Raw genomic sequence first — 23,351 nt, forward strand, 5'->3', positions numbered from 1 at the left:
CTATTATAGCTATTTAGCAATAAAGTGCATTTTATTTTTGTATAAGCTTACATTGACAAAGCAATTGTAAGCATTTCAATATCATTTGAACTTTAATCAACTTCGTACATTCGATTTTATAGATCTGTCACTAGTCTGCCATGCCAGATTTACCATTATGGTTAAAAAGGACTGGAAGTTATAATAAAATTATAGCTACTTTTAGTTAGGACTTTTTTCTTAAAATACTATTTTGAAATTCTGAAATATGTTCATCCTTTACTTTGCAGTATTGTTCACCAAAATCAAACATTGTAAATCCCATTGATTCAACGATAAGAGTTATTGTTACCATTGATGATCTTTTTCTACCACTAAATGCATTGGTAACCGTTGCCTTTCTTAAGTCAGCGTTAGAATTGATTGCAATTTTTTCATAACTATCAATGATATCAGACTTATTATTTTCGGAATAACCTTTATTACGACCAAGTAATAGTCGTAATGCAATTGCGGTCTTTATCATTATGATTTTCTCAGCATCAGTAAACATACATGCAATTAAAAACTATTAAAATTTTAATTCGGTACGCTTTTGTTTACCAAATATATTTTTATTATATTTGTAAAATAAGTTACAATAAGTGTAACTTTGCGATACTTCAACGAATAATAGAAGCTATTGCTTAGAATCTCTAACTGAAAACTGGTAATTTTTAAACATACGAGACGATAAGCAGAAAGCTCACGACCTAGGCGTGGGCTCTCTTATCTGTATGTTAGGTATACCAGTACCTCAGTTAGGATAATGTAGAGTCCCATGCCGTTTTTTATTTTATGCAGTTCTGCTTTTCTACAATTATCTTTTCTAAGCCGCTCTACAAAATAGAGGTATACTGATACGGTACAATAGGCACGTACAACCTATTGCGGCTTTAGGGCTTTCACGGGAACACAAATTCATTCATATTCACATTTGACCTTGTAGGGAGGAGCATTATGATTTCTCCTACATGGTCTTTAAAAACTATTATTTACTATAAAACAACCATTGAAAAACAAGAAAACAGCTGTTGGATCAGTTAGAAAGAAGCGTAGAAAACTACAGTGTATTAAAAATTTCTTTCAGACCCATGACCTTGTTACAGCTAAACAGATGCTCAGTTCCATGATGCAATATGCAGTCAACGGAAAAGACTGGCTAAAGAAAGATCCTTCTGTCATTTTACAGTTTCATCAGTCATTATGCATATTCATCAGAGAAGGTTATATGATCGGTAAAAAGACAAAAAAATGGAAGGTAAATGAAGCGCCAGACATCGCCTCTCCCATGAAAGGTTCTCTGTCTAATAAAGAATATGAAAACCCAATATTGGTTTTCAAAAGAGCCTTTAAGGAATACAGCATTCAGGAGTATGATTATTTTATATCCGGCATTGTCTATTTCTCACAGCAAATGTATAGATATGGACCGGAAGGCAATCTGATAAAACCTTATATCCACCTCTCAAAGATGCTGGATGCAGCTTATCTTATGTTGGAAAGAGGAGTACAAAAAAGTAAAAAATAAAACCAAGAAACAGAAACTCATAAGAAAGCCCTTTTCCATACAGTTTGCAGACCTATAGAAAAGAGCACAATTAAGTCATTAATTAAATTAAAAACCTTTACAAATCTATGAAAAATTCCTATTACAATATAGGAGGCATTTTCTTTGGGCTCGTGTTTACCACTGTAAGCACTACTACAAAAGCCCAGACACGCACCATTTCCGGTACCGTCACCTCATCAGGTAAACCTTTACAGGGAGTCGTCATCTCCCAAGAGGGCAGTGATCAGGTAACCATGACCGGCAACAACGGAACCTATAGATTACAGGTTTCAGCAGAAAATACCGTCCTATTGTTCAGACACCCTGATTATGCAGAAGAAAAATTCACAATCACTAATCAGACCGTCGTTAATATCAGCTTAGAACAAAAAGTAAAGGGAATCGAAGAAGTTATTCTCAACGCTGGCTACTACAAGGTAAAGGACAAAGAAAGAACCGGGAGTATTGCCAAAGTTTCAGCAAAAGATATAGAAAATCAACCTGTCACCAATGTCCTGTCAGCAGTACAGGGTAGGATGACAGGAGTAAACATTACCCAAAATTCGGGTGTAGCAGGAGGTGGATATGATATCCAGATCCGGGGAAGAAATAGCTTGAGGAATCTGACCAATAATGTGGTGAATGGTAACCAGCCTCTCTATGTAATTGACGGAGTTCCGGTAGGAGGGCAGCTGAACTCAGCATTTTCGGTGGGAGTGATTCCCTTGAAAAGTATAAGCCCGCTTAATGCCATCAGTCCTAATGATATAGAAAGTATTGAAATCCTGAAAGATGCAGATGCAACGGCTATTTATGGATCAAGGGGAGCTAATGGGGTGGTGCTGGTGACCACTAAAAAAGGAAAGAAAGGAAGATTGGGAGGGCTAATCAGTACTGCATACAGTATAAGCCGTGTGGGAAGCAGTATGAAAATGATGAATACTGAGCAGTATCTTTCTATGCGAAGGGAAGCCTATAAGAATGATGGAATATCGGTATTTCCTGCCAATGTATATGATGTTAATGGGGTATGGAGTCAGAATAGGTATACCAATTGGCAGAATGAACTGATAGGGAAGACAGCGACAGGAAGTATGACCCAGGCAAGCCTTAGTGGCGGGACAGAAAATAGCAGTTTTTTAGTAAGCTTTTCCCATAATGACCAGACTACGGTATTTCCGGGTGACTTTCACTATAAGACCAATATATTGAATTCCTCATTCAGTCACAGTTCACCGGATAAAAGATTCAGGATAGAGGTCTCCAATATGTTTTCATCACTTTCCAATAATGTGTTGAATACAGATCTTACGTTAAAAGCACTGAGTCTGAGTCCCAATGCTCCTATGCTTTATACAGCTGATGGAAGCCTGAACTGGGAGAACAATACCTTTGCTAATCCATTAGCAGCTTTAGAGAGTACCTATTCCAATAAAGTATTGCAGTGGAATTCCAGTGTAAATCTGTCATACCGGTTTTGGAAAGATTTTGTATTAAAAGCCAATGGCGGTGTCAATTACCAGAACCTGGAGGAACTTTCCTTACAGCCCAGTTCAATGTACAATCCTGCCTATGGAATGACTTCTGCAAATTCCTCAGCTTCCAAAAGCAGTAATACCATGTTCTCCTATATCTCGGAACCTCAGCTTTCGTGGGCAAAAAAACTAGGCCATCATGAACTGGATATTCTGCTAGGTACTTCCTTTCAGAAGACAACCACTCAACTGTCTTCCATGACAGGAGTAGGTTTTGCAAGCAATGCCCTTATTGGAAATATCGGGGCTGCCTCAACGAAGATTATATCCAATCAGATTGTTAATCCCTATAAATATGCAGCCATTTATGCACGGGTAAATTATAAATGGAAAGACCGCTATATACTGAATATAACGGGCCGCCGTGACACCTCAAGCAGGTTCGGACCTTCGAACAGGGTCGCAGATTTTGGAGCGGCAGGACTTGCCTGGCTATTTTCGAAAGAACCGGTGTTCGATTCATGGAAATGGCTGAGCTCTGGGAAGTTCCGTACAAGCTACGGGATCACAGGAAGTGATTTTATAGGGGATTATCAGTATTTGAATACCTATACGATAGGAGACTCAAATTATGACGGGGTAACAGGCCTTTATCCTTCACGACTTTATAATCCTGCCTACAGCTGGGAGAAGACAAGGAAACTGGAAACGGCTCTGGAATTAGGTTTTCTAAAGGACAGGATCATGCTGACGACAGCATTCTACAGGAACCGTTCAACGGACCAGCTGGTAGGAATTCCGCTGCCTTCTATAACAGGTTTCCCAAATGTAACGGCCAATCTTGGTGCCACAGTTGAAAACAGAGGCTGGGAACTGTCGCTTAATGTCAATGTTTTGAAGTCAACACCTGTACAATGGGAAACCGCATTGAATCTGAGTATTCCCGAAAACAGGCTGATGGCATTTCCCGGATTGGAAGGATCTACCTATGCTAATACCTATAAGGTAGGATATCCCACCTCAATGGTAAGGGTTTTTGAATATGAGGGAATTGATCCTACGACGGGGCAGTACCGGTTCAAAGATTTTAACGAAGACGGGAAGATAACCGCCCCGGCAGATGCGCAGGCGATAGAAAATATAGGCATGAAATATTACGGAGGCTGGCAGAACCAGATCTCCTATAAAAATATAAGTCTTTCATTTCTGCTGTATTTTGTGAAGCAGAGAAACTGGAACTATATAAGAGGAATGGCGGTTCCGGGTACTATGAATAATATGCCTGTAGATTTTCTGGATGTATGGTCCCCGGATAATAAGGAAGGAATGGTGATGCCATACTCAGCGGGTGGGAACGCCACGGTGAATGGACTAACAGCCAATCTTAGGAATAGTACGGCAGCTATAGGGGATGCATCTTTTATAAGGCTTAAGAATATACAGCTTAATTATCGTATTGAAAGCGATAACAGTTTCTTTAAAAATACAACGCTGTATGTACAGGGGCAAAACCTCTGGACATGGACAAAATACTTCGGATTAGATCCCGAGTTCAGTGTAGCAGGATATCTTCCGCCGCTTAAAACTTTTGCCTTTGGAATACAGCTTAACTTTTAAATATCAAATCATGAAATACAATATCAATAGAATAATTGGGGCAGGCCTGCTTTTTCTAGTGTTCCTGCCAGGTTGTGACAAACTGGTGGAAATTGATCCACCCACTGACCAGATCAGTACCGCTATGGTTTTTGAAGATGTCCATACTGCCGATGCAGCATTAGCAAATCTGATGACGGAAGTAAGGGATAACTCTATGTTTTCAGGAGGCAGTAATGGACTCTCAGCCTTTTTATCAAGCTATACCGATGAACTTGACGCTTACTTTATCAGTAATACCAATGCCGCTCAGGATATTTATAACAATCAGCAGCTTGCAGGTAATGTCAGTGTAGAGCTGATATGGCGTAATGCGTATAAGGAAATTTATATGACCAATTCAATTATAGAAGGATTGGAAAGGGCTTCTGCAATACCACTTAAGGATAGACAGCGCATTGCCGGAACAGCCCTATTGGTCCGTTCAATGATTTATTTTAATCTTCAGCGTTTATTTGGAGACATCCCTTATACAGAAACAACAGATTTTAACATCAATAAGAGCCTTCAAAGAATGCCTGAAAATGATGTCTTAGGCCATATTGAAAAAGATCTTCTAAAATCAGTGGAAATGTTGGATGATCAATATCAGAATGCTGAGAGGCTCTATCCTAACCGTAAGGTGGTACAGCTTGTTTTGGCTGATGTGTACCTGTCCCGGAAAAAATGGTTGGAAGCAGAACAGATCGGAAAACAAGTGGTTAATGATCCTTTATATACTTTTGAAGACGATATAAGAAATGTGTTTTTAAAGACCGGAAAACACATCCTGTGGCAGATGAAACCGCAAAATGAAAATGATGGAACGCAGGAGGTTATGCTCTATTATTTTACAGATGCTGCACCCTCTTCCTATGCGATTTCTAAAGGACTATTGGTCTCTTTTTCTGATGTAGACCTTAGGAAAAAGTTTTGGACACTTCCTGTTACATTCAACGGGCAGACTTGGTATAGACCCTATAAATACAAAAGCCTAGCTCCTAACACCACAGAGTATTCGATTATTTTCAGGCTTGAAGAAGGCTATTGTATTATTGCTGAAGCAATGGCCCAGCAGGGAAAGGTGGCAGAAGCTACTACTTACCTTAACCGCATAAGACAAAGAGCTGGTATCCCTGCGCTTGGAATGGATCTTACAAAAGAGGTTTTTCTCAATGAACTGCTGGAAGAAAAACAGCACGAGTTTTTTACGGAAAAAGGACTGCGGTTCTTTGACCTGAAAAGAATGGATAAATTAAATCAGCTTCCCCTTCTAAAACCTAATTGGAAATCTTATCACAGGATTTGGCCCATTCCGCTTAATGAACTGTTACTCAATCCTAATTTAAATCCTCAGAATGAAGGCTATTAAACTGTTATATATAATCATTCTGCTTCTTCCTGTAGCAGGATTGAGCCAGACTGTTAAAGGGAGATCTGATCCCAAATATCATAATCTGCGATATTCAATGATGTTTCAGGAAACGTCGCCTGACGGCAAATGGACGGCCTTTAGAAAGACTTATGAAGAGAGCGGGGATACGGTGGTTGTAGTAAATCATAAAAATCCAGAAATAATAAGGCAGTATGCAGGAGTCTCCAGATTTTATTTTACAGCCCGTTCAAACCTTCTTTTAGTAAGAAAAGGGAGCGCTGACTTGATTGATCCTGATTCGGGAATGAATACGACCTTGAATCACGTTGTCAGTTTGGAATTTTTAAAGTCTTCAAATACATTGGTGGTATTACGAGGAACTTCAAGTTCTGCAAAGGACCTGGAAATTTGGAAAGAGGGGAGTCTGACAGGTAAGTATAAAAACGTTCTTAGGTTTTTTGTAAGCGGGACTGATGTATTTTTTATAAAAGAAGAATCAGGGAAAAAGCTACTTTATGATCTGCGTAGCCCGGAAAAAGCAATCTATTTGTCCACCCGGGAAATAATGGATTGCAGCTGGTCGGCGAATGGAGCCAGTGCGTGGATTACCGAGCGTAACGGAAAAACTGATCTTGTTTATATTAACCAAAGCCATGAGGTATTTCACCTAAGCCGCGATATGAACCGGGATTTTAAGACGGCCTCACTTTCTCAGTTAGGGCAGGAGGAACGTTTTCTGGTCAGACTTACTTATAATACTGATCCATCGAAGTTACCGGGGAATCCGGATATCTGGCATACTGATGACCGAATGCTGGAATTGAAGTTTCATGGAGGAGAATCTGAAGAAAAAGTAGTCTGGGAACCACAACTGCATAAGATAAGAATGGATACTGATAATAATGCTACGGAGAAAATCAATATCGACAACAGTAAATATGTAATCGGTTTTAACCCTTGTAAAAATCAGGATTATGTACACCAGTATCCTGAGTTTGATCTGTATCGTTACCAGGTACAGAGTGGGGAACAGCAATATATTGGAAAGGGAGGGTATCTGTTGTACTACGGATCAACGGGAAGGTTTATTTTGTCTAATCCTGAAAATAAATGGGTGCTCTATGATGTTCACTCTCTTGTTGAAAAAAAAATCATAACAGCGGATATGGGAGATGCCTATTTTTCAGAGGATGATAAACATATACTGTTTGAAACTAAGGGCGGGTTATTACAGTATAACACAGATACTGGGGATTTTATAAACATTCCTTTATTGAATGGTTTTCATACCACTATTATAAATAGCATTCGCGGGAACAATAGTAGCAGCTATCTCATTGTAGACAAAAAAGTTTATAACAGCAAAGAACCTGTACTCATAAAAATCTATGATAAAAAGAATGACGAAACAGCAATCTTTTCATATTCTTCCAGATCTGGTAAAAAGGCAATGCTGCTGCCTCCCACAAGAGAGCGGGTTGATAAAATAGAGTATAAGAATGGCATCCTCTTGGGGGTTAGTCTTGAAGACTATAATGTTCCTACCTATCTTAGGATATATAACGGTTCTACATCTAAGGTAATTTATAAAAGTAATAGGGATGATGTAGAAGTGGAAAGGATTCGAAGTGAAAGGATCAGCTATAAGAATTCAGAAGGGGTAGACCTAACTGGTATTCTCTATTATCCCGTTGATTTCAGGAATGAAAAAAGTTATCCCATGATTGTTACTGTATATGAGCGGCAAAGCCATTTTGGAAACCAATATCTGCGTGATGGCTTTTTTGAACGCACAGAGGGGTTGAATATACGCTCTTATCTTCATGATGGCTATTTTGTGTTTCTTCCTGATATTGTTTTTGGTAAAAAAGGGACAGGGTACTCGGCTCTGGATTGTGTGAATAGTGCACTGGATGCTTTATCCGGATTGAAGTCCATTGATTTTAAAAGACTTGGACTCATAGGATATTCCCATGGAGGTTATGAAACTAATTTCATAGCCACCCATTCTAGTAGGTTTAAAGCGTATGCTTCGGGAGCTGGAAACAGTGATTTGGTCAGGTCCTATTTTTCATATAATTACAATTTTCTAAAACCTTTTTACTGGCAGTTTGAAAACGGGCAGTACCAAATGCCGGGAAGTTTTAAGGATTATAAGGAACTGTATATTCAGAACAGCCCGATCTATAATGTATCTGAAGTCAATGCACCTATATTCCTTTGGACTGGAATCAATGATAAAAATATAGACTGGAATCAGGTAATGGAGTTTTATATTGGATTGAAGCGGAATAAAAAAGATGCAGTAGCCTTATTTTACAAGGATGAAGCTCATGGATTCCTGATGCGCTCCAATAAAATAGATATCGCCCGAAGAGTAGAGCAGTGGTTTGAATATCATCTTAAGGATGGGGTAAAAGCAGATTGGATGAAGGGATATGAAGAATAAGTTTAATTAGCAAATAGTAAAGGATGCCGAAAGGCATCCTTTTTAAATTATGGTTTTACAAAAAGTGCATTGGGACATGAGGTATCACTGATTCTCTGGTAGAGTTGTTCAGGTCCATTTCCGAGATCTGCGGTACACATAACATTCCCTGATGTGTCACATTGAACATGAGCATTGACACATTTAATAGCTGCTGCAGGACGAAATACATAACCTGCTGCAGGGATTTTAGTGTTGCTTTTGCTGACATTGCTCGCAAGAGCAGATGTTGCGCCTATCATCACAATGGCGACAGGCAGAATAAACTTTTTCATAAGATTGGATTTGTTGTTTTGCCTACTCTGATCTAAGGTTTTCGGCTTCCCCTTTTTTGAAATCATCCACGATGGCCTGCGCATAACGATAGCGAACGATTTCATTGCCTATAAGTGTATAGAAGTAATGATTTGTGGCGAGCATTCCGGTCATTTTATTTTTACCCCGGTTCTGAATATAAAAACTTCCACTGTAACTTTTATTTCTGGTGTTGTACATATCAATGATAGCATTGGTCTTCCACTGATCCCTATTTTCAAAGTTCCCCATGAGATTTGATTGATTAAATATGATTCCTTTACATGCTGTTGCCATCTTATTAACGATAAAAGGGGGAGCAGTCATTTTTGTTTTTCCATTGGAAAGAATAGTACTTTGAACTTTTGCAATATGGGTGGTATCAATGGTGTTTTGTTCTGAAAATGAATTGCCCAGATTTTTTATCGTAATGATTTTATTACGGTAGTAGTAGATATAATAATAGGTGTTGGTATGGCTGTCTGCAATAAGCTGCCCGTCTGTATCAAAAAGGCCGTCTTTTTGCTTTTTGATGATCTTATTATTGAGCTCATAATGCCCTGATAATGGTTGTAAAATTCCTAATGCCCTGATTTTGGTATTAGGGTTAAGGGTTCTAAACGCGATTTGGGTAGAATCCAATACTTGCAACTGATCGAAATACATTTTACGATAACTGATCGTTTTTGCTGATAGATCATCCAGGTTCCCATGATAGATGACCGGAACAGTTCCATCAGCAAGATAAAAATATGAACCACGGATGTAAAGCCCCAGAGATTTAAATGGATGATTGTAATAATCAAGTTGTATGGCATGATGGGTGAAAGTGGTAAAAGTGGAATCGATCTCGGTTAAGGTAAGTGGGCTGGTATAATTGCCAAGCATTATCTTTCCGTTCTTAATGCCTGCAAAATAATACGAGTTGGCTCCTAAGTCAAGACTCTTGTCAAGTACAACCGGATGATGGGGAAAACGTCTTATAAAATTGTTGTTTTTCTTCATCATCTGCTCAGAGGAAAAGAAGAGGAATAATACCAGGGAAAAGCTAAAAATGATGATAGAACTGATCCATAATGAGGTTCTTATTATTTTTTGTTTGGGAAGGACAGAGAGATAAATACCTATCACAGCCATGATAATGCACCCAATATTAAAAATAAGATGCTCCTCCCAGCCCAGTTCTTCAAGAATACCGCCACAGGAACAGGGCACAAATTCACTGTAATGAATAATCAGATAAATATAGATTGTGAAGGAGGCCATGAGTCCAAGCGAACCATATAAACCGTTTAGTCGATATCTGGGTATTATGAGAAAAAAGGAGATCAAAAGTTCTGTAATTACTACAGCATATGAAGTAATACCTGCATAGGTGCTCAGTAAGGGAGATTGTGCTATCTGGACCTGAAAATTTTCAAAATCAAGTATTTTACTCACTGCAGCATATACAAACAATAAGACAAAGAAGTAGGCTATGATGCTGATGGACGTTGTTGATATCTTCATGGTGTAATTTTTAATTTATATTGCTCTTATCAGAATCCACTTTATTTTCTCTCCGCAGTAATCCGGCATTTTGGAACCTTTAGAAATCGGACAGGTTGTTTTGAAATTCCCCATACTTTCCCAAATGCCACTTCTAGGACATGGTAAGCCTGTTTTGCAGATAAGGGATAAGTGATGGGGAATCATATCTTTGCATTTTTAAGGGTTATTTTCAGTTATCCGCCAATCGTGGGTATCTTTTATTGGTGGATCTGCTGCCGGATGTATGTCTTTTTGTATAGTATCCTGATTTTTTCCGGAAGAATATTTACTATTTTTAGGATTGTGGATGATGTGTAATTCTTGTTCATCCATTATATCGTTCTGTCTGCAGCTTAAAGTTGTCATCAATACTGCTATTGCTAAAATGATGTGAGGAATATACTTTTTCATATTAATATTGATTTAAGTTATTCCCAACCGGTCGGGGGTATTTATTAGAATTCTTAAACCAAAGGTATTTTGAAACCGGACTATAAAAAAAGTGATATTGGATCAGCTTTTCAAAAGAAGACGTCATCATTTATAAATGATGACGGTTATAAATCTTTAAAATCTCTTTATTGGTGAATGATTGATAATGAATACTGCACATTATTGTGATTTAGTTAGTTATGTGGCTTTAGTTGTCTTTTTTTGGCTAAATTTGACTCTTTCAGCTAAAAACTAATCACTATGGCGGCCTCAAAATGTATCATGATAATATTGTTGCTGTTTTTTTCCAGGAATGGTTTCCATGCAGAGGAAAACAGGAATGATTATGTTTGGCTCAGAAGTCAATATGAAAATCTTAAAAAGAATGATTCGACGGCTTTCAGGTATTTAAATATTTATATATCAAAAGCAAAGAAGGATTCTGATTTTGCAAGGCTTTCGGAAGCTTATAAGTTTGCTGTATATTTCACTCCGTCCAACGAAGGAAAACTTTCCTATGCAGATAGTACTATCTATGTAGCATTGAGGTCAAAGCAGCCGGAACTTATCGGGGATGCCTATTTGGGCAAAGGAATCTTTTACTACTTTAACCTAAAAAAATATGAACCTGCTTTGGCAGAGTATCTAAAAGCTTATGAATACTCTAAAAATGGTAAGGATGAGTATTTACATCAAAAAATTATATACCATCTGGGTGTTGTAAAAAGCTATTTGGGATTTTATCAGGAAGCTTTAGAGCTGTTTAAACAATGCAGCACCTTTTTTGAAAAAAAGAGTAAAGAAAAACATCATCCAAATACCTTATTCAATTTTAAAAGAGGTTATTTTAATTCTATTCATCAAATGGTGATCTGTTATCGAAATCTTAAGCAATATGATATAGCTGATGACCTTGTTGAAGATGCTTTAGGACATCTTGCAGATCAGGATAACCTTTTACTTGAAAAAAGCTATCTGTTAAAATGCCGCGGCATTTCGGCATATCATCATAAAAATTATGCAGGAAGTATCCATGATTTAAATGCAGCTTTACAAGAGATGGTAAAATCGAATGATTTTTCGTGGTTATCTGTTATTTATTACTATCTGGGGAAAAACCATATGCCTGGTAATGAGAATAAAGGAGTTTATTATCTTAAGAAGGTTGATTCCATTTTCAATCGGCATACATTTATTCTACCTGAAGTAAGACCAGCATATGAAGATCTTATAATGTATTATTCAGAGAAAGGGGATCAAGAAAATCAGCTATATTATACCAAGCAGCTATTGAAGGTTGATAAGCTTATTGGCAAAGACTTCACCTACCTATCATCAAAAATACACCGGGAGTATGATGAAAGATTGCTTACCGAAAGTAAAAACAGATTGGAAAAAATGAGTTCGCGACGTATGATGTACATGCTTGTATTTATTGTGTCAACAATATTCTTTCTCTGTCTATTTATTTTGAAGTATCAGAAGGAACAACATATAAAATTGAAATATCTGCTAATGCAGGATAGATTAAATAATAAGAAATATGATGCATTAATTATTGATAAGCAAAATGCTAGTGGGAATCCTATAAAAACAGTTCTTCCTGAGGAACTTTATAGAGAATTGGATCAAAAACTTCAGCAATTTGAAATCGAAAACGGATTTAAGCAAAGGGGGTTAACGTTAGGAATATTAGCCACTAAAATGAACACTAATACATCATATCTTTCAACTTTTATCAATGAAAATAAAGGTGAAAATTTTAAGACCTATATCAATGGGCTTAGAATTTCCTATATCACACACCTACTAAATTCGGAAAGGAAATACCTCCTGTATACGATTGAAGCTCTCGCTGAAGAATCTGGTATTTCAACTCGCCAGCATTTTTCAGACCTTTTTTATGAAGTCAATGGATTAAGACCAACCGATTTTATTCGCAAAAGAAAACAAGAACTTAAAATTGAATAAATACTTTTTAGCTGTAATCTTTGTAAATTCCTTAAAAAAGGACATGGTAACAAAAACTATTTTTAAACGAACTTCACAATTGCTGGAAGATATGGACTTAAAAATTAATGAAGTCTGTGCTGATGGAAACAATCTTATCAAGATTTCAGAAAAGGCTTTACTCATCATTGATGAGTCCATAAGAAAGTTAAAGCTTTTGGTTTCCAACCATCATTTTGATCATATTGCTGAAGAGGTGTATTTTTTTAAGAAGCTAAAACCACAATTTATCTCGAAATTCATTTATTACTCTGCTGTACTGGACATCGAGTCCCATAAGCCGGCCACAGGAAATAAAATAGTAAAAAAGTACTATGAGGCTGAACAGGAGAAACTCAGGAACTTTTATACAGAGCATTCTGAATTCTATAGTTATTATAAACGGGAAGCGACCTATCTTGATCATAAAATATTTGTACGTAACTCCTATGATTTGAAAATGAAGCTATCTTCCGGGTTCTATAACTATGACCCATGTTTTACAACATCACATGATCATATGATTGCCCGATTTATTTCCAATCAGCAATTTGATCAGTATTTAAAAAAGCAGATTGAAGGCTTCAATGAAGGTACAACATCTAAAGTACTTTCTCCTCTTAACTGGTCGGGATCAAAGGTCGGGCTTATAGAGCTTATCTATGCTCTTTACCAGATGCGTTGTTTTAACGGGGGTAATATAGAATTAAGCGAAGTCATAAAATTTACAGAAAAGTCATTGGATTGTGATCTTGGCAATTTCCATAAAACCATATTTGAAATTCGTAACCGAAAGAAGGGACCCACCAAATTCCTTCAATTGGTGAGTGACAATTTGAATCACTACTTTATGAACAATGATAATGAGTAATGTAATAGATAAAACCTCAAATCTTATTGTATTTGAGGTTTCATTATTTAATCTTCTTTAATCAAATGCTGGAGACCCGGATCATTTTTTATCCGATTCATCTCATCCGTGATAATGCTAAGAATATCGGTTTTAACATTCTTGTAATTTTTGTTTATTTCTGCCTTCAGACGATCTTCACCATCTTCATCATCAAAAGAACGAATTTGTGGGATCGGATGATAATCTTTCAGCTCGGAAGAAAGTTTTGCATTATCTACAACAATTTCAGAATGAAATATTTTTTGTTCTATTCTCTGATCAAAATTATCTGAAACCGCACCCACAAAAAATCCTTGGGTTAGGGTTGAAATTTTAGAAGCGGGAATTAAATTATCTAATTGTGTTGAAATTGACGTTGAGGTATCGTTTCTGTTAATCGACATGCTCTGTCTTTTTTGAAGTACTTTTCCGAAACGCTCCGAAAGACTTTTTGCGGTTTCACCCACAACCTGGCCGCTGAAAATATTTCCAACGGTGTTTTGAATAACCTTACTTTCTTTATCCCCATAATCTCTGGTCAGTTGAGAAAAGTCCTGGAATCCAAGACAAACTGAGACTTTATTGCTTCTTGCTGTTGCGATTAAATTATCTAGCCCTCTAAAATAAATAGTAGGTAACTCATCTATGATCACTGAACTTTTAAGCCTGCCTTTTTTATTAATAAGCTTTACAATCCTAGAATTATACAATCCCAAAGCTGCAGAATAAATATTCTGACGATCAGGATTATTTCCTACACATAATATTTTTGGTTCTTTAGGATTATTAATATCCAGAGAGAAATCATCTCCTGTCATCACCCAGTAAAGCTGTGGAGATATCATTCTCGATAATGGAATTTTTGCAGATGCAATCTGACCCTGAAGTTGATCCTGTGCACCTCCCTGCCAGGCATCCATGAAAGGAGACAAGTAGTTTTCCAACTCTGAATATGAAGTTAATATGGTAAATACATCTTCATACTTTTTATTCAGCAGTTCGATAGCGTGCGGAAATGTACAATAGATCCCTTCTTTGTAAATTTTTAAAAACCAGATAATTGCTGCCAAAAGAATAATTGGACTTTCGACAAAAAAGTCTCCCTGCTTCTGTATCCAGCTTCGATTGAGATTCAACATGATGGTATAAGCAGCCTCATAAGCGTCCGAAATATCTGTCATGAAACTTGGATTTAACGGATTACATCGGTGGCTTTTACGTGGATCATCAAAATTAATGATGTAAAATTTCGGCTTTACTTTATATTTATCGCTGTGTTTCAGTAAATGATTGTAGGCAATGGATGAAAGGTCGTCGAATTTAAAATCGTAGATATACATACTAAAACCTTTCTCTATATGCTGCTTTATGTAATTGTTGATAACAGCGTAAGATTTTCCCGAGCCTGGAGTACCCAGCACAATTGAAGCTCTAAAAGGGTTAACAATATTGATCCATCCCTTGTTCCATTTTCCTTTGTAATAAAATTGAGTAGGGAGATTGATGGAATACTCATTTTCTACCAGTTTGGTTTCCTGCCAGAAACTCTCATTTTCGTTGTTGAATACATCGTCCATAAGATTGGTGCGAAGCAATCGGCTCATCCATACGCCGGCCATTAATAAGGCAATATAACCTAATGAGATCGTAATGAAATAGAGGAATATTGCTGTTTCGTGAGATAGATTTAGCAACGGTGTATTGAGGAAGAAAAGCACAAAGCCAATACTTATTACTAAGAAAATTTTTGACCAGGTTATCTTTTCATTTTTTACCCCTTTAGTTCCCAAACAACTCAAAGCCAGCAAAACCACTGCAAATACTTTGGTGTAAAGGGGATGTGAAAACAGGCCTGCCGTTCGGTCGAAATTTGCTAATATTTTATTGATGATTTCCAACGTCCAACCCCGTTCCAAAAAGAAACGATAGCAAAACCAATAAAGATGCATCAGTATCAAAAGAATACTGACTGCACGCATAAAGGCCATTATCTTGGCGAGCCCTCTTAAGTCATCCTCTCCCTGCATGATTTCATGTCTTACTGTTCAGGAATGAATTTAGAGGCTTTACAAAATTGTTATAGTAATTTGGCAGTACCTGGCTTTTTGTTGCCGTGCCTGGCTATATATTATTTCTGACTTCTTTGGCGTTTGCGTTTTTTCATCATTTCGTTGACAAAGCTTTGTCCTTCGTAATCTTCTCCTTGTAATTGGGGCAATAGACCTCCAAGTGACTCAACCCAGTTGTCTTCTTGTTTACCTGTCGTTAAGAATTCGAACAGATGGTGTGGATTTTTTAGAGGCATATCAGCAGGATGCGACGTAGATAGTTTGGGACTTGATACTTCTGGCTCTTTTATCTCTGGGTTGATATTCCTATTCCAACAGTCATTAAAGTTATTGGCAGCAAGCTCTTTTCCTAACCGTGATCCATTCCAGACTGTTTTAGAATGATGGTCTATGAATGTTACCCCATAAATTCTTCCTTTTTCATTTCTCCGAATGACCGTATCAATATGGTGTTGAGCTAATTTTCTTTTAAAATCAGACTCATTATTTGTGGACTGAAAAGTTTTAAGAATAAGAGATTTTAGACTTTCTTGTGTGGGATTATTTTTCAGATTGAGTTTACATTTCTCAAAATGTAATTGTAAGCTTTCAAGCCCGGCTGTTTTCCCAAATAGAGAAGCTTTAAGTGGATGTCCTGTCTTTTTTCCATCATCAGATAAAGGAAAATATAATAAACCCCTTTTCAATATCCCATGCAATTCACCTTCTATCTGTTCTGTAGTAATATTATAGAGAGAAAGTAATGCATTGTATTCTCCCAATGTTTGAAATTGATAATATTCAGGGAGATGGCGAATGACCGAAGAAATCTGACTTTTAACATCACCTTTTTTGTAATCTACAGAATGAAAAATTTTCTCAGTTTGCTGACTTTGTTTTTCAGTTGCCGGTTGAAGTCCGAATTCTTTTTCCAATTCCCTACAGATTTTCATCGACTTCATTTTTTCAAACTGATCAGAAATCTTTTTACCATTTTCATCTACACAAACCGAAACGATATGGATGTGGGAACGATCAATATCAGTGTGTTTGAATACCACAAAAGGCTGCTCACTATAACCCATCTCACGCATATACTGCTCCGCTATTTCTGTGTATTTTTGATCAGAAACATGGTCGCCCGGATCGGGATTAAGAGAAATATGCAGTGTATGCTTTTCAGTTTTTTGATTAGCGATCAAATAAGGTTCAAATGATTTCATCAACTGTAGCACAGAATATTGTCCATTCAGGGTTTCTATCATCTTGTTGGTCAAAAGAATTTCTCCTTTCTCCTGCTGTATCTTGGTATTATTGTATGACAAAACTCCAAAAAGATTGTTGCTTCTACCAATTTTTGCGATCATTCTACCTTATTATTTTGTAGATTTTTTTGATGAAATTCTTCGGTAATCTTAATGACATTTTTAAAAATTTCAATCATTTCTACCGTTTGCTTTTCTAACTTATACAGAAAAGATGCTGCTTTCTTTTCAGAAAAATGAATGTAAAGAATCTTTACGATCTGATTGTAATTGACGCCTACATTACGAAACTGACTATGAAAAGAAGTCAAACGCATATAAAAATCCAAACTTCCCTTATCAATTTTTATAGTTTTTATGGGTTTGTCAAAGATGCATGACGTTATAAAATGAGCTTTAACCTTCATTCCTGACTGATCAAAAAGTTCAAGAAATCGGGAATGCTCGACTTCATTCAAAGAGATGGTATATCTAATCTTGGCAGGATCAACTTTAGGTCGTCTTCCTCCCTTTTTCTGTTCTTCATTGTTTTTATCATTCATAATCTTCTACTTTAATATATAAACACCGACTTCGGAGGTTGTTTTTCTGCTCCCTGCAAGGGCAAGTTGTTTTTAGCATCGGAAATCATTCCGAGATGCTCAAAACACAACTTGCCCCTTTCGGGTGAAAGGATAACTCCTAAGATTATAGTGGATTTGATCTCTTGAAATCTCGTATACAAAGGAGTGCATTGTAAAGACTCTTTAATTCTAAATCAACATCGGCTTCTTTTACAAAGTAACAATCAATTGATAATGAATGCTCTGTATATCATAAAGCCAAACAATGACATATCACGCCAAAGAAAGAATATCACCTTTTAGCAGCAATTTTATACGTGTTATTTGTACAGGGAAGTTATCCGGAGTGCCATCAAAAGGTCTTGCTCAGTTTCCTGAAAGCCTGCAGGCCTGAAATCAAGAGAGCCGGCACGAAACCCGTCAGAACTTATATAGGGCTGGAAATACAGCTTTCTTTCAGGATTGATTGATTGATTGATTGATTGATTGATTGATTGATTGATTTAAATCTAGATAGAGTGATGGGTTGTTTTCAGTCGATCAAGATAGCCAGCCAGTGATGCTGATGGCATCCAATCACTACACTTTAGTACAATAGTAAACAATTAATTAATTGAAGTTTAACTCAAAAATTAGGAAATATGAACACAAAAAAAAGACCATGTATTATTGCTTTCTCCACTCAAAAAGGAGGAGTAGGAAAAAGTACTTTTACAGTGCTTACAGCAAGTATTCTTCATTACCGCTTAGGCTATAATGTGGCGATTTTCGACTGCGATTTTCCGCAGTACAGTCTGATCCAAATGCGTGAACGGGATTTAAAGACAGTGATGAAAAATGAAGCGTTAAAGAAAATGGCTCATCAGCAATTTACAACCATTAATAAAAAAGCCTATCCAATTTTTCAATCAAAAGCTGATACAGTGCTGGAAGAGATTGAGCAATATTTAGACGAGTTGGATACTGCTCCTGATTTTATTTTTTTAGATTTGCCGGGAACAGTGAATACTGCAGGTATTTTAAAAACATTAGCCAGTGTCCATCATATTTTTTCGCCGATTACAGCAGATCGGTTAGTGTTGGAAAGTACCTTAAGTTTTACAGATGTTCTGACCAATGTTTTAATGAAAGAAAAATATACAGAGATTAAAAGTATTCAACTATTTTGGAATCAGGTTGATGGAAGAGAAAAGACTGTTTTATATAATAATTATAGCCAAGTGATTAAAGAATTGGGGCTGCGGCTCATGGAAACTACCATTACTGATAGCAAAAGATTTCGTAAAGAGGGTGAGGCGCTGACTAAAACAATTTTTCGTTCTACACTGCTGCCGGCTGATCCCAAATTAATGTCTTTATGTCGGTTTGATCAATTTATGGAAGAGCTTTTACAAATTATCAAGGTACAAGAGTATGGAAAATGAAAAAAAGAAGATGGAAGATAATAGTATAGATGAACACTATCTGATGTCCATCATGGCTGGTAATACAAAGAAAGAATCGCCAATCCTTGAATCAGAACAGCCAAAAGAAAAACTGATGGTAAGGCAGAAATCGAGAAATAAAAAAAATGAGGAAATTACATACGTTGAGCAATTCCTTACCTATCATACGATGACTAAACGTGGGGATAAGAGTATTTATATACGGGCAGAGTATCATGAGCGTCTTTCCCGCATTATCCAAATCATTGCAGATGACCAGATCCCTTTATATGCGTATTTGGATAATATTTTGGCCTATCATTTCGGAATGTTTGAAAAAGAAATTACAGATGATTTCAATAGTAAATATCGTCCCATTTTTTAATATGAATAGTTATGGAACAACTTGTCATCATAGGTTTATTAATTATTATAGTTTTACTTCTCCTGGAAAAGAAGTTATCACGGAGAAAAGCTCAGGAAGAAAAAAAGTATACTCAGTTTAATTTGCCTTCTATTATTGGAGATACAAAAAAAGAAGAGAGACAATCAGTGCCATCATATGCTGATCAACGCCAGAGTGAAAATAATAAAATGGGGGTGCCTATTTTTGAATCAGAAACCAACAGCCAAGGATTTGACAATAACGATCTGAAGAAAAATTTGGATCAAATATTAGTCAGAAGTGAAGTCTGGGAAGAAAAGGAAGAGGACTGGGTTGATGAGATGGAAATAGAAGTTGAAAGCGGTTTTGCCACGGGGGTTACCTTTCAGGAATTGAATACTGTGAGTCAGTTTTTCCAACAGGATGTATTGGATCCTGATGTTGAAAATGAAGCAGCCTATATTATTCAAAAAATTCAAGGAACCGAGCTTTTCAATCTTTTAGAAAAATCATTGGGAGAAGCGTCAAGAAGAGTAGATCATTTATTGAGTAAAAATTATCAGAATGATGGGACGCCAATCTCTTCTCAACTTCATAAAGGACTGGATGGTTTTGATATTGGGGAGTTTGTTTAAACAGACTCCCTTTTTTTTGTATGAATCAGACTGAAAAGTCTGATTTTTTTATGCAAAAAACTGAAGAAAAGGTCATCCAAAGCCAAATTATACCTATTGCAGACACTTAAAAATTAGCCGGTTTTTCCACAGCACATTTGCTCCTGAATCCTGCAGGGAGCAGGGTCTCATTAACCAATTTAAATATTAAAAAATGGAGAAACAGAGAAAAAAACTGCTGTATGCAAGTTTGGCACTTTTCCTAAATACAGGTGTATTTGCACAAGGTAATGGCAGTGCCGGAATCAATGAGGCCACACAGATGGTCACCTCTTATTTTGAACCGGCTACCCAATTAATTTATGCTATTGGTGCGGTAGTCGGATTGATTGGAGGCGTCAAGGTTTACAATAAGTTCAGTAGTGGAGATCCCGACACCAGTAAAACAGCTGCCAGCTGGTTTGGTGCATGTATATTCCTGATTGTAGCTGCTACCATCCTACGTTCATTCTTCCTTTAAAAATCTTCGATTATGAATATATATCATATCAATAAGGGAATAGGACGGACGGTAGAGTTCAAAGGGTTGAAGGCACAATACCTGTTTATTTTCGCAGGTGGTTTGTTAGGATTACTGGTCTGCATGATGATCATGTATATGGCTGGTGTCAATACTTATTTGTGTTTGGTCATAGGTGGAGCCAGTAGTGGTCTTTTGATCTGGCAGACTTTCGCCCTGAATGGAAAATACGGAGAGCATGGTCTGATGAAAATGGGAGCTCAGAAAAAACATCCCAAATATATCATTAGTCGCAAGAGTATTTACCGCTATCTGCACACTAACCGTAAAAAAACTTCAGTATGAGAAATTCTTCTAAATCGGCAACGTTGGAGAGTAAATTTCCACTGCTTGCTATAGAAAATGATTGCATTATTTCAAAAGATGCAGACATTACGGTTTGTTTTAAGGTCAGACTTCCAGAATTATTTACGATTGCCTCGGCTGAGTATGAAGCAATTCATTCAGCATGGTTCAAGGCGATTAAAACGCTTCCTGACTATACCGTCGTTCATAAACAGGACTGGTTTATCAAGGAAAATTATAATCCTGATCTTTCGAGAGAAGATCAAAGCTTTCTTTCCAAATCTTTTGAAAGGCATTTCAATGAAAGACCTTTTTTAAATCATTATTGTTATCTGTTCATTACGAAGACCTCCAAGGAAAGAATACGGATGCAGAGTAATTTTTCATCTTTATGTAAAGGCAAACTGATTCCAAAGGAGATTAAGGACAAAGAGGTAATCAGCCGTTTTCTGGAGGCTGTCGATCAGCTTGAGCGGATTATGAATGATAGTGGTTATATCCATTTGGAAAGAATGACCGAGGATGAAATTTCAGGTACTGCAGAAAAATCAGGACTTCTGGAACAGTATCTCACTTTATCTCGTGAAACCTATCCATCATTACAGGATATTAAGCTAGGCTCGGAAGAAATGCGGATCGGCAACAACCGTCTCAGTATGCATACCTTATCGGATACCGATGATTTGCCCGGTACTGTTTCATCTCACAGCAGATATGAAAAGCTAAGTACAGACCGTAGTGACTGTTTGCTGTCTTTTGCATCTCCAGTAGGGCTGCTACTAAGCTGCAATCACCTATATAATCAATATTTGTTTATTGACAACAGTGATGAAAACCTGTCTAAGTTTGAAAAATCTGCAAGAAATATGCATTCCCTGGCAAGGTATAGCAGAGCCAATCAGATCAATAAGGAATGGATTGAAAAGTATTTGAATGAAGCACATTCTTTTGGTTTACAATCGATACGTGCCCACTTTAATGTGATGTCCTGGTCTGATAATTCGGCTGAGTTGAAGCAAATAAAAAACGATACAGGAAGTGCTTTAGCTTTGATGGAATGTAAGCCTCGTCATAACACTACGGATACAGCCACTCTGTACTGGGCAGGAATTCCCGGAAATGCAGGCGATTTTCCGAGTGAGGAAAGTTTCTACACATTTATTGAGCCGGCACTTTGCTTCTTTACTGAGGAAACGAACTATCAGGATTCTCCTTCTCCTTTTGGAATCAAGATGGCAGACCGCCTCACAGGGAAGCCGATCCACTTAGATATTTCAGATCTTCCCATGAAACAGGGAATCATTACAAACAGGAACAAGTTTATCCTTGGACCTTCAGGAAGTGGCAAATCCTTTTTCACGAACCATATGGTCAGACAGTATTATGAGCAAGGAGCTCATGTTCTGCTTGTCGATACCGGAAATTCATATCAGGGATTGTGTGAACTGATCAAAGCTAAAACAAAAAGGAAGGATGGAGTCTATTTCACTTATACAGAGGACAATCCAATTGCCTTCAATCCATTTTATACTGATGATGGAGTTTTTGATATCGAAAAGCGTGAAAGTATTAAAACGCTGATTCTCACCTTATGGAAAAGAGATGATGAACCGCCAACCCGATCAGAAGAAGTAGCATTGTCCAATGCGGTAAGCGGCTATATTGAAATGATTAAGACCAACGAGCAACATCCCTCATTTAATGGATTCTATGATTATGTCAAGGAGGATTATCAAAAAGTGTTGGAGCAGAAAAAAGTCAGGGAAAAAGACTTTGATATTGCCAACTTTCTCAATGTATTGGAGCCTTATTATAGGGGTGGGGAATATGATTACCTGCTCAATTCCGAAAAGCAGCTGGATCTGCTGTCCAAGCGTTTCATTGTTTTTGAAATCGATGCCATTAAAGATCATAAGATTCTGTTTCCCATTGTGACCATTATCATTATGGAAGTTTTTATCAATAAGATGAGAAGATTGAAAGGAATTAGAAAACTGATTCTCATTGAAGAAGCCTGGAAAGCAATTGCCAAAGAGGGGATGGCAGAGTATATCAAATACCTGTTCAAGACTGTCAGAAAGTTTTTCGGAGAAGCCATTGTAGTGACTCAGGAGGTCGATGATATTATTCAGTCACCTATTGTAAAGGAAAGCATCATTAATAATTCAGACTGTAAGATTCTTCTGGATCAGCGAAAATACATGAATAAGTTCGATGACATTCAGGCAATGCTCGGACTAACGGATAAAGAAAAATCTCAGGTATTATCTATCAATATGAACAATGATCCGAAGCAACTGTACAAAGAGGTTTGGATCGGATTGGGTGGAACGCACTCGGCGGTGTATGCCACAGAAGTATCAACTGAGGAATATCTTGCGTACACCACCGAAGAGACAGAAAAGATGGAAGTAATGAATCTTGCATCAGAACTTGATGGCAATGTCGAGCATGCCATCAAGAGGATTTCTCTAAAAAGAATCAAATCAACCAAAGACAATTAATCA

At 37.2% G+C, this 23,351-nt stretch carries 20 protein-coding genes; 12 read left to right on the plus strand and 8 right to left on the minus strand.

All coding sequences use genetic code 11. The annotated features are described in order from the left end of the window. Positions 1-205 precede the first annotated feature (205 nt). On the minus strand, positions 206-532 hold the full coding sequence (locus AC3HD6_RS04425) for a hypothetical protein (protein WP_488895267.1): 327 nt from the start codon (positions 530-532) through the stop codon (positions 206-208). A gap of 498 nt (positions 533-1,030) precedes the next feature. Between AC3HD6_RS04425 and AC3HD6_RS04430 the strand changes: the two genes are divergently transcribed. The 4 genes from AC3HD6_RS04430 (at position 1,031) to AC3HD6_RS04445 (ending at position 8,504) form a co-directional block, all read left to right on the plus strand. Then, positions 1,031-1,549 (plus strand): hypothetical protein, encoded by a 519-nt coding sequence (locus tag AC3HD6_RS04430; protein ID WP_488895268.1) that lies wholly within the window; start codon positions 1,031-1,033, stop codon positions 1,547-1,549. Between the two features lie 107 nt (positions 1,550-1,656). Continuing rightward, complete coding sequence (locus AC3HD6_RS04435) at positions 1,657-4,662, plus strand: SusC/RagA family TonB-linked outer membrane protein (protein WP_488895269.1); 3,006 nt, start codon at positions 1,657-1,659, stop codon at positions 4,660-4,662. 10 nt (positions 4,663-4,672) lie between these two features. After that, positions 4,673-6,052: a RagB/SusD family nutrient uptake outer membrane protein gene (locus AC3HD6_RS04440; protein WP_488895270.1), complete on the plus strand. Its 1,380-nt coding sequence runs from the start codon at positions 4,673-4,675 to the stop codon at positions 6,050-6,052. Further along, a complete protein-coding gene (locus AC3HD6_RS04445; RefSeq protein WP_488895271.1) occupies positions 6,039-8,504 on the plus strand; it encodes an alpha/beta hydrolase family protein in 2,466 nt (821 codons plus the stop codon). The genes AC3HD6_RS04440 and AC3HD6_RS04445 overlap by 14 nt, the downstream gene beginning before the upstream one ends. Positions 8,505-8,551: 47 nt before the next feature. Here the strand turns inward: AC3HD6_RS04445 and AC3HD6_RS04450 are convergent, their stop codons facing one another. Genes AC3HD6_RS04450 through AC3HD6_RS04465 form a run of 4 tightly spaced genes read right to left on the minus strand, consistent with a single transcriptional unit; the run spans position 8,552 to position 10,778 of the window. Further along, on the minus strand, positions 8,552-8,884 hold the full coding sequence (locus AC3HD6_RS04450; RefSeq protein WP_488895272.1) for a DUF6520 family protein: 333 nt from the start codon (positions 8,882-8,884) through the stop codon (positions 8,552-8,554). Next, positions 8,841-10,346, minus strand: a complete 1,506-nt coding sequence (locus tag AC3HD6_RS04455) for a DoxX family protein (RefSeq protein ID WP_488895273.1) — start codon at positions 10,344-10,346, stop codon at positions 8,841-8,843. Before AC3HD6_RS04455 ends, AC3HD6_RS04450 begins: the two co-directional genes overlap by 44 nt. Positions 10,347-10,361: 15 nt before the next feature. Further along, positions 10,362-10,532 (minus strand): hypothetical protein, encoded by a 171-nt coding sequence (locus AC3HD6_RS04460; protein WP_164464497.1) that lies wholly within the window; start codon positions 10,530-10,532, stop codon positions 10,362-10,364. Positions 10,533-10,544: 12 nt separating this feature from the next. Beyond that, complete coding sequence (locus AC3HD6_RS04465) at positions 10,545-10,778, minus strand: hypothetical protein (protein ID WP_488895274.1); 234 nt, start codon at positions 10,776-10,778, stop codon at positions 10,545-10,547. A 303-nt stretch (positions 10,779-11,081) separates the two neighbouring features. On the opposite strand from AC3HD6_RS04465, the gene AC3HD6_RS04470 reads away from it, so the two are divergent. Together AC3HD6_RS04470 and AC3HD6_RS04475 are read left to right on the plus strand one after the other, a co-directional pair. Next, positions 11,082-12,770: a helix-turn-helix domain-containing protein gene (locus AC3HD6_RS04470; RefSeq protein WP_488895275.1), complete on the plus strand. Its 1,689-nt coding sequence runs from the start codon at positions 11,082-11,084 to the stop codon at positions 12,768-12,770. A gap of 43 nt (positions 12,771-12,813) precedes the next feature. Further along, a complete protein-coding gene (locus tag AC3HD6_RS04475) occupies positions 12,814-13,659 on the plus strand; it encodes an RteC domain-containing protein (protein WP_488895276.1) in 846 nt (281 codons plus the stop codon). A gap of 47 nt (positions 13,660-13,706) precedes the next feature. On the opposite strand, the gene mobC is transcribed toward AC3HD6_RS04475, so the two are convergent. The 3 genes from mobC to mobA form a co-directional block, all read right to left on the minus strand. Continuing rightward, positions 13,707-15,707 carry a conjugal transfer protein MobC gene (gene mobC / locus AC3HD6_RS04480; protein ID WP_488895277.1) on the minus strand — a complete coding sequence of 667 codons (2,001 nt, stop codon included), beginning with the start codon at positions 15,705-15,707 and terminating at the stop codon, positions 13,707-13,709. A gap of 101 nt (positions 15,708-15,808) precedes the next feature. Continuing rightward, complete coding sequence (mobB, locus tag AC3HD6_RS04485) at positions 15,809-17,095, minus strand: conjugal transfer protein MobB (RefSeq protein WP_488895278.1); 1,287 nt, start codon at positions 17,093-17,095, stop codon at positions 15,809-15,811. Further along, positions 17,092-17,535, minus strand: a complete 444-nt coding sequence (mobA, locus tag AC3HD6_RS04490; RefSeq protein ID WP_488895279.1) for a conjugal transfer protein MobA — start codon at positions 17,533-17,535, stop codon at positions 17,092-17,094. The genes mobB and mobA overlap by 4 nt, the downstream gene beginning before the upstream one ends. Positions 17,536-18,197: 662 nt before the next feature. Between mobA and AC3HD6_RS04495 the strand changes: the two genes are divergently transcribed. From AC3HD6_RS04495 to AC3HD6_RS04520, 6 genes are all read left to right on the plus strand, one after another. After that, positions 18,198-18,980: a ParA family protein gene (locus tag AC3HD6_RS04495; protein ID WP_488895280.1), complete on the plus strand. Its 783-nt coding sequence runs from the start codon at positions 18,198-18,200 to the stop codon at positions 18,978-18,980. Further along, positions 18,970-19,365, plus strand: coding sequence for a DUF3408 domain-containing protein (locus tag AC3HD6_RS04500; RefSeq protein WP_488895281.1), 396 nt, complete (start codon positions 18,970-18,972; stop codon positions 19,363-19,365). The genes AC3HD6_RS04495 and AC3HD6_RS04500 overlap by 11 nt, the downstream gene beginning before the upstream one ends. A gap of 11 nt (positions 19,366-19,376) precedes the next feature. After that, positions 19,377-20,000 carry a hypothetical protein gene (locus AC3HD6_RS04505; RefSeq protein WP_488895282.1) on the plus strand — a complete coding sequence of 208 codons (624 nt, stop codon included), beginning with the start codon at positions 19,377-19,379 and terminating at the stop codon, positions 19,998-20,000. Between the two features lie 193 nt (positions 20,001-20,193). After that, positions 20,194-20,499, plus strand: a complete 306-nt coding sequence (locus AC3HD6_RS04510) for a DUF4134 domain-containing protein (RefSeq protein WP_488895283.1) — start codon at positions 20,194-20,196, stop codon at positions 20,497-20,499. Positions 20,500-20,511: 12 nt separating this feature from the next. Next, positions 20,512-20,844 carry a DUF4133 domain-containing protein gene (locus AC3HD6_RS04515; protein ID WP_488895284.1) on the plus strand — a complete coding sequence of 111 codons (333 nt, stop codon included), beginning with the start codon at positions 20,512-20,514 and terminating at the stop codon, positions 20,842-20,844. Next, positions 20,841-23,348 carry a TraG family conjugative transposon ATPase gene (locus tag AC3HD6_RS04520; RefSeq protein ID WP_488895285.1) on the plus strand — a complete coding sequence of 836 codons (2,508 nt, stop codon included), beginning with the start codon at positions 20,841-20,843 and terminating at the stop codon, positions 23,346-23,348. The genes AC3HD6_RS04515 and AC3HD6_RS04520 overlap by 4 nt, the downstream gene beginning before the upstream one ends. Positions 23,349-23,351: the final 3 nt, after the last annotated feature.

It is taken from the genome of Chryseobacterium sp. II3a, from assembly GCF_057815135.1.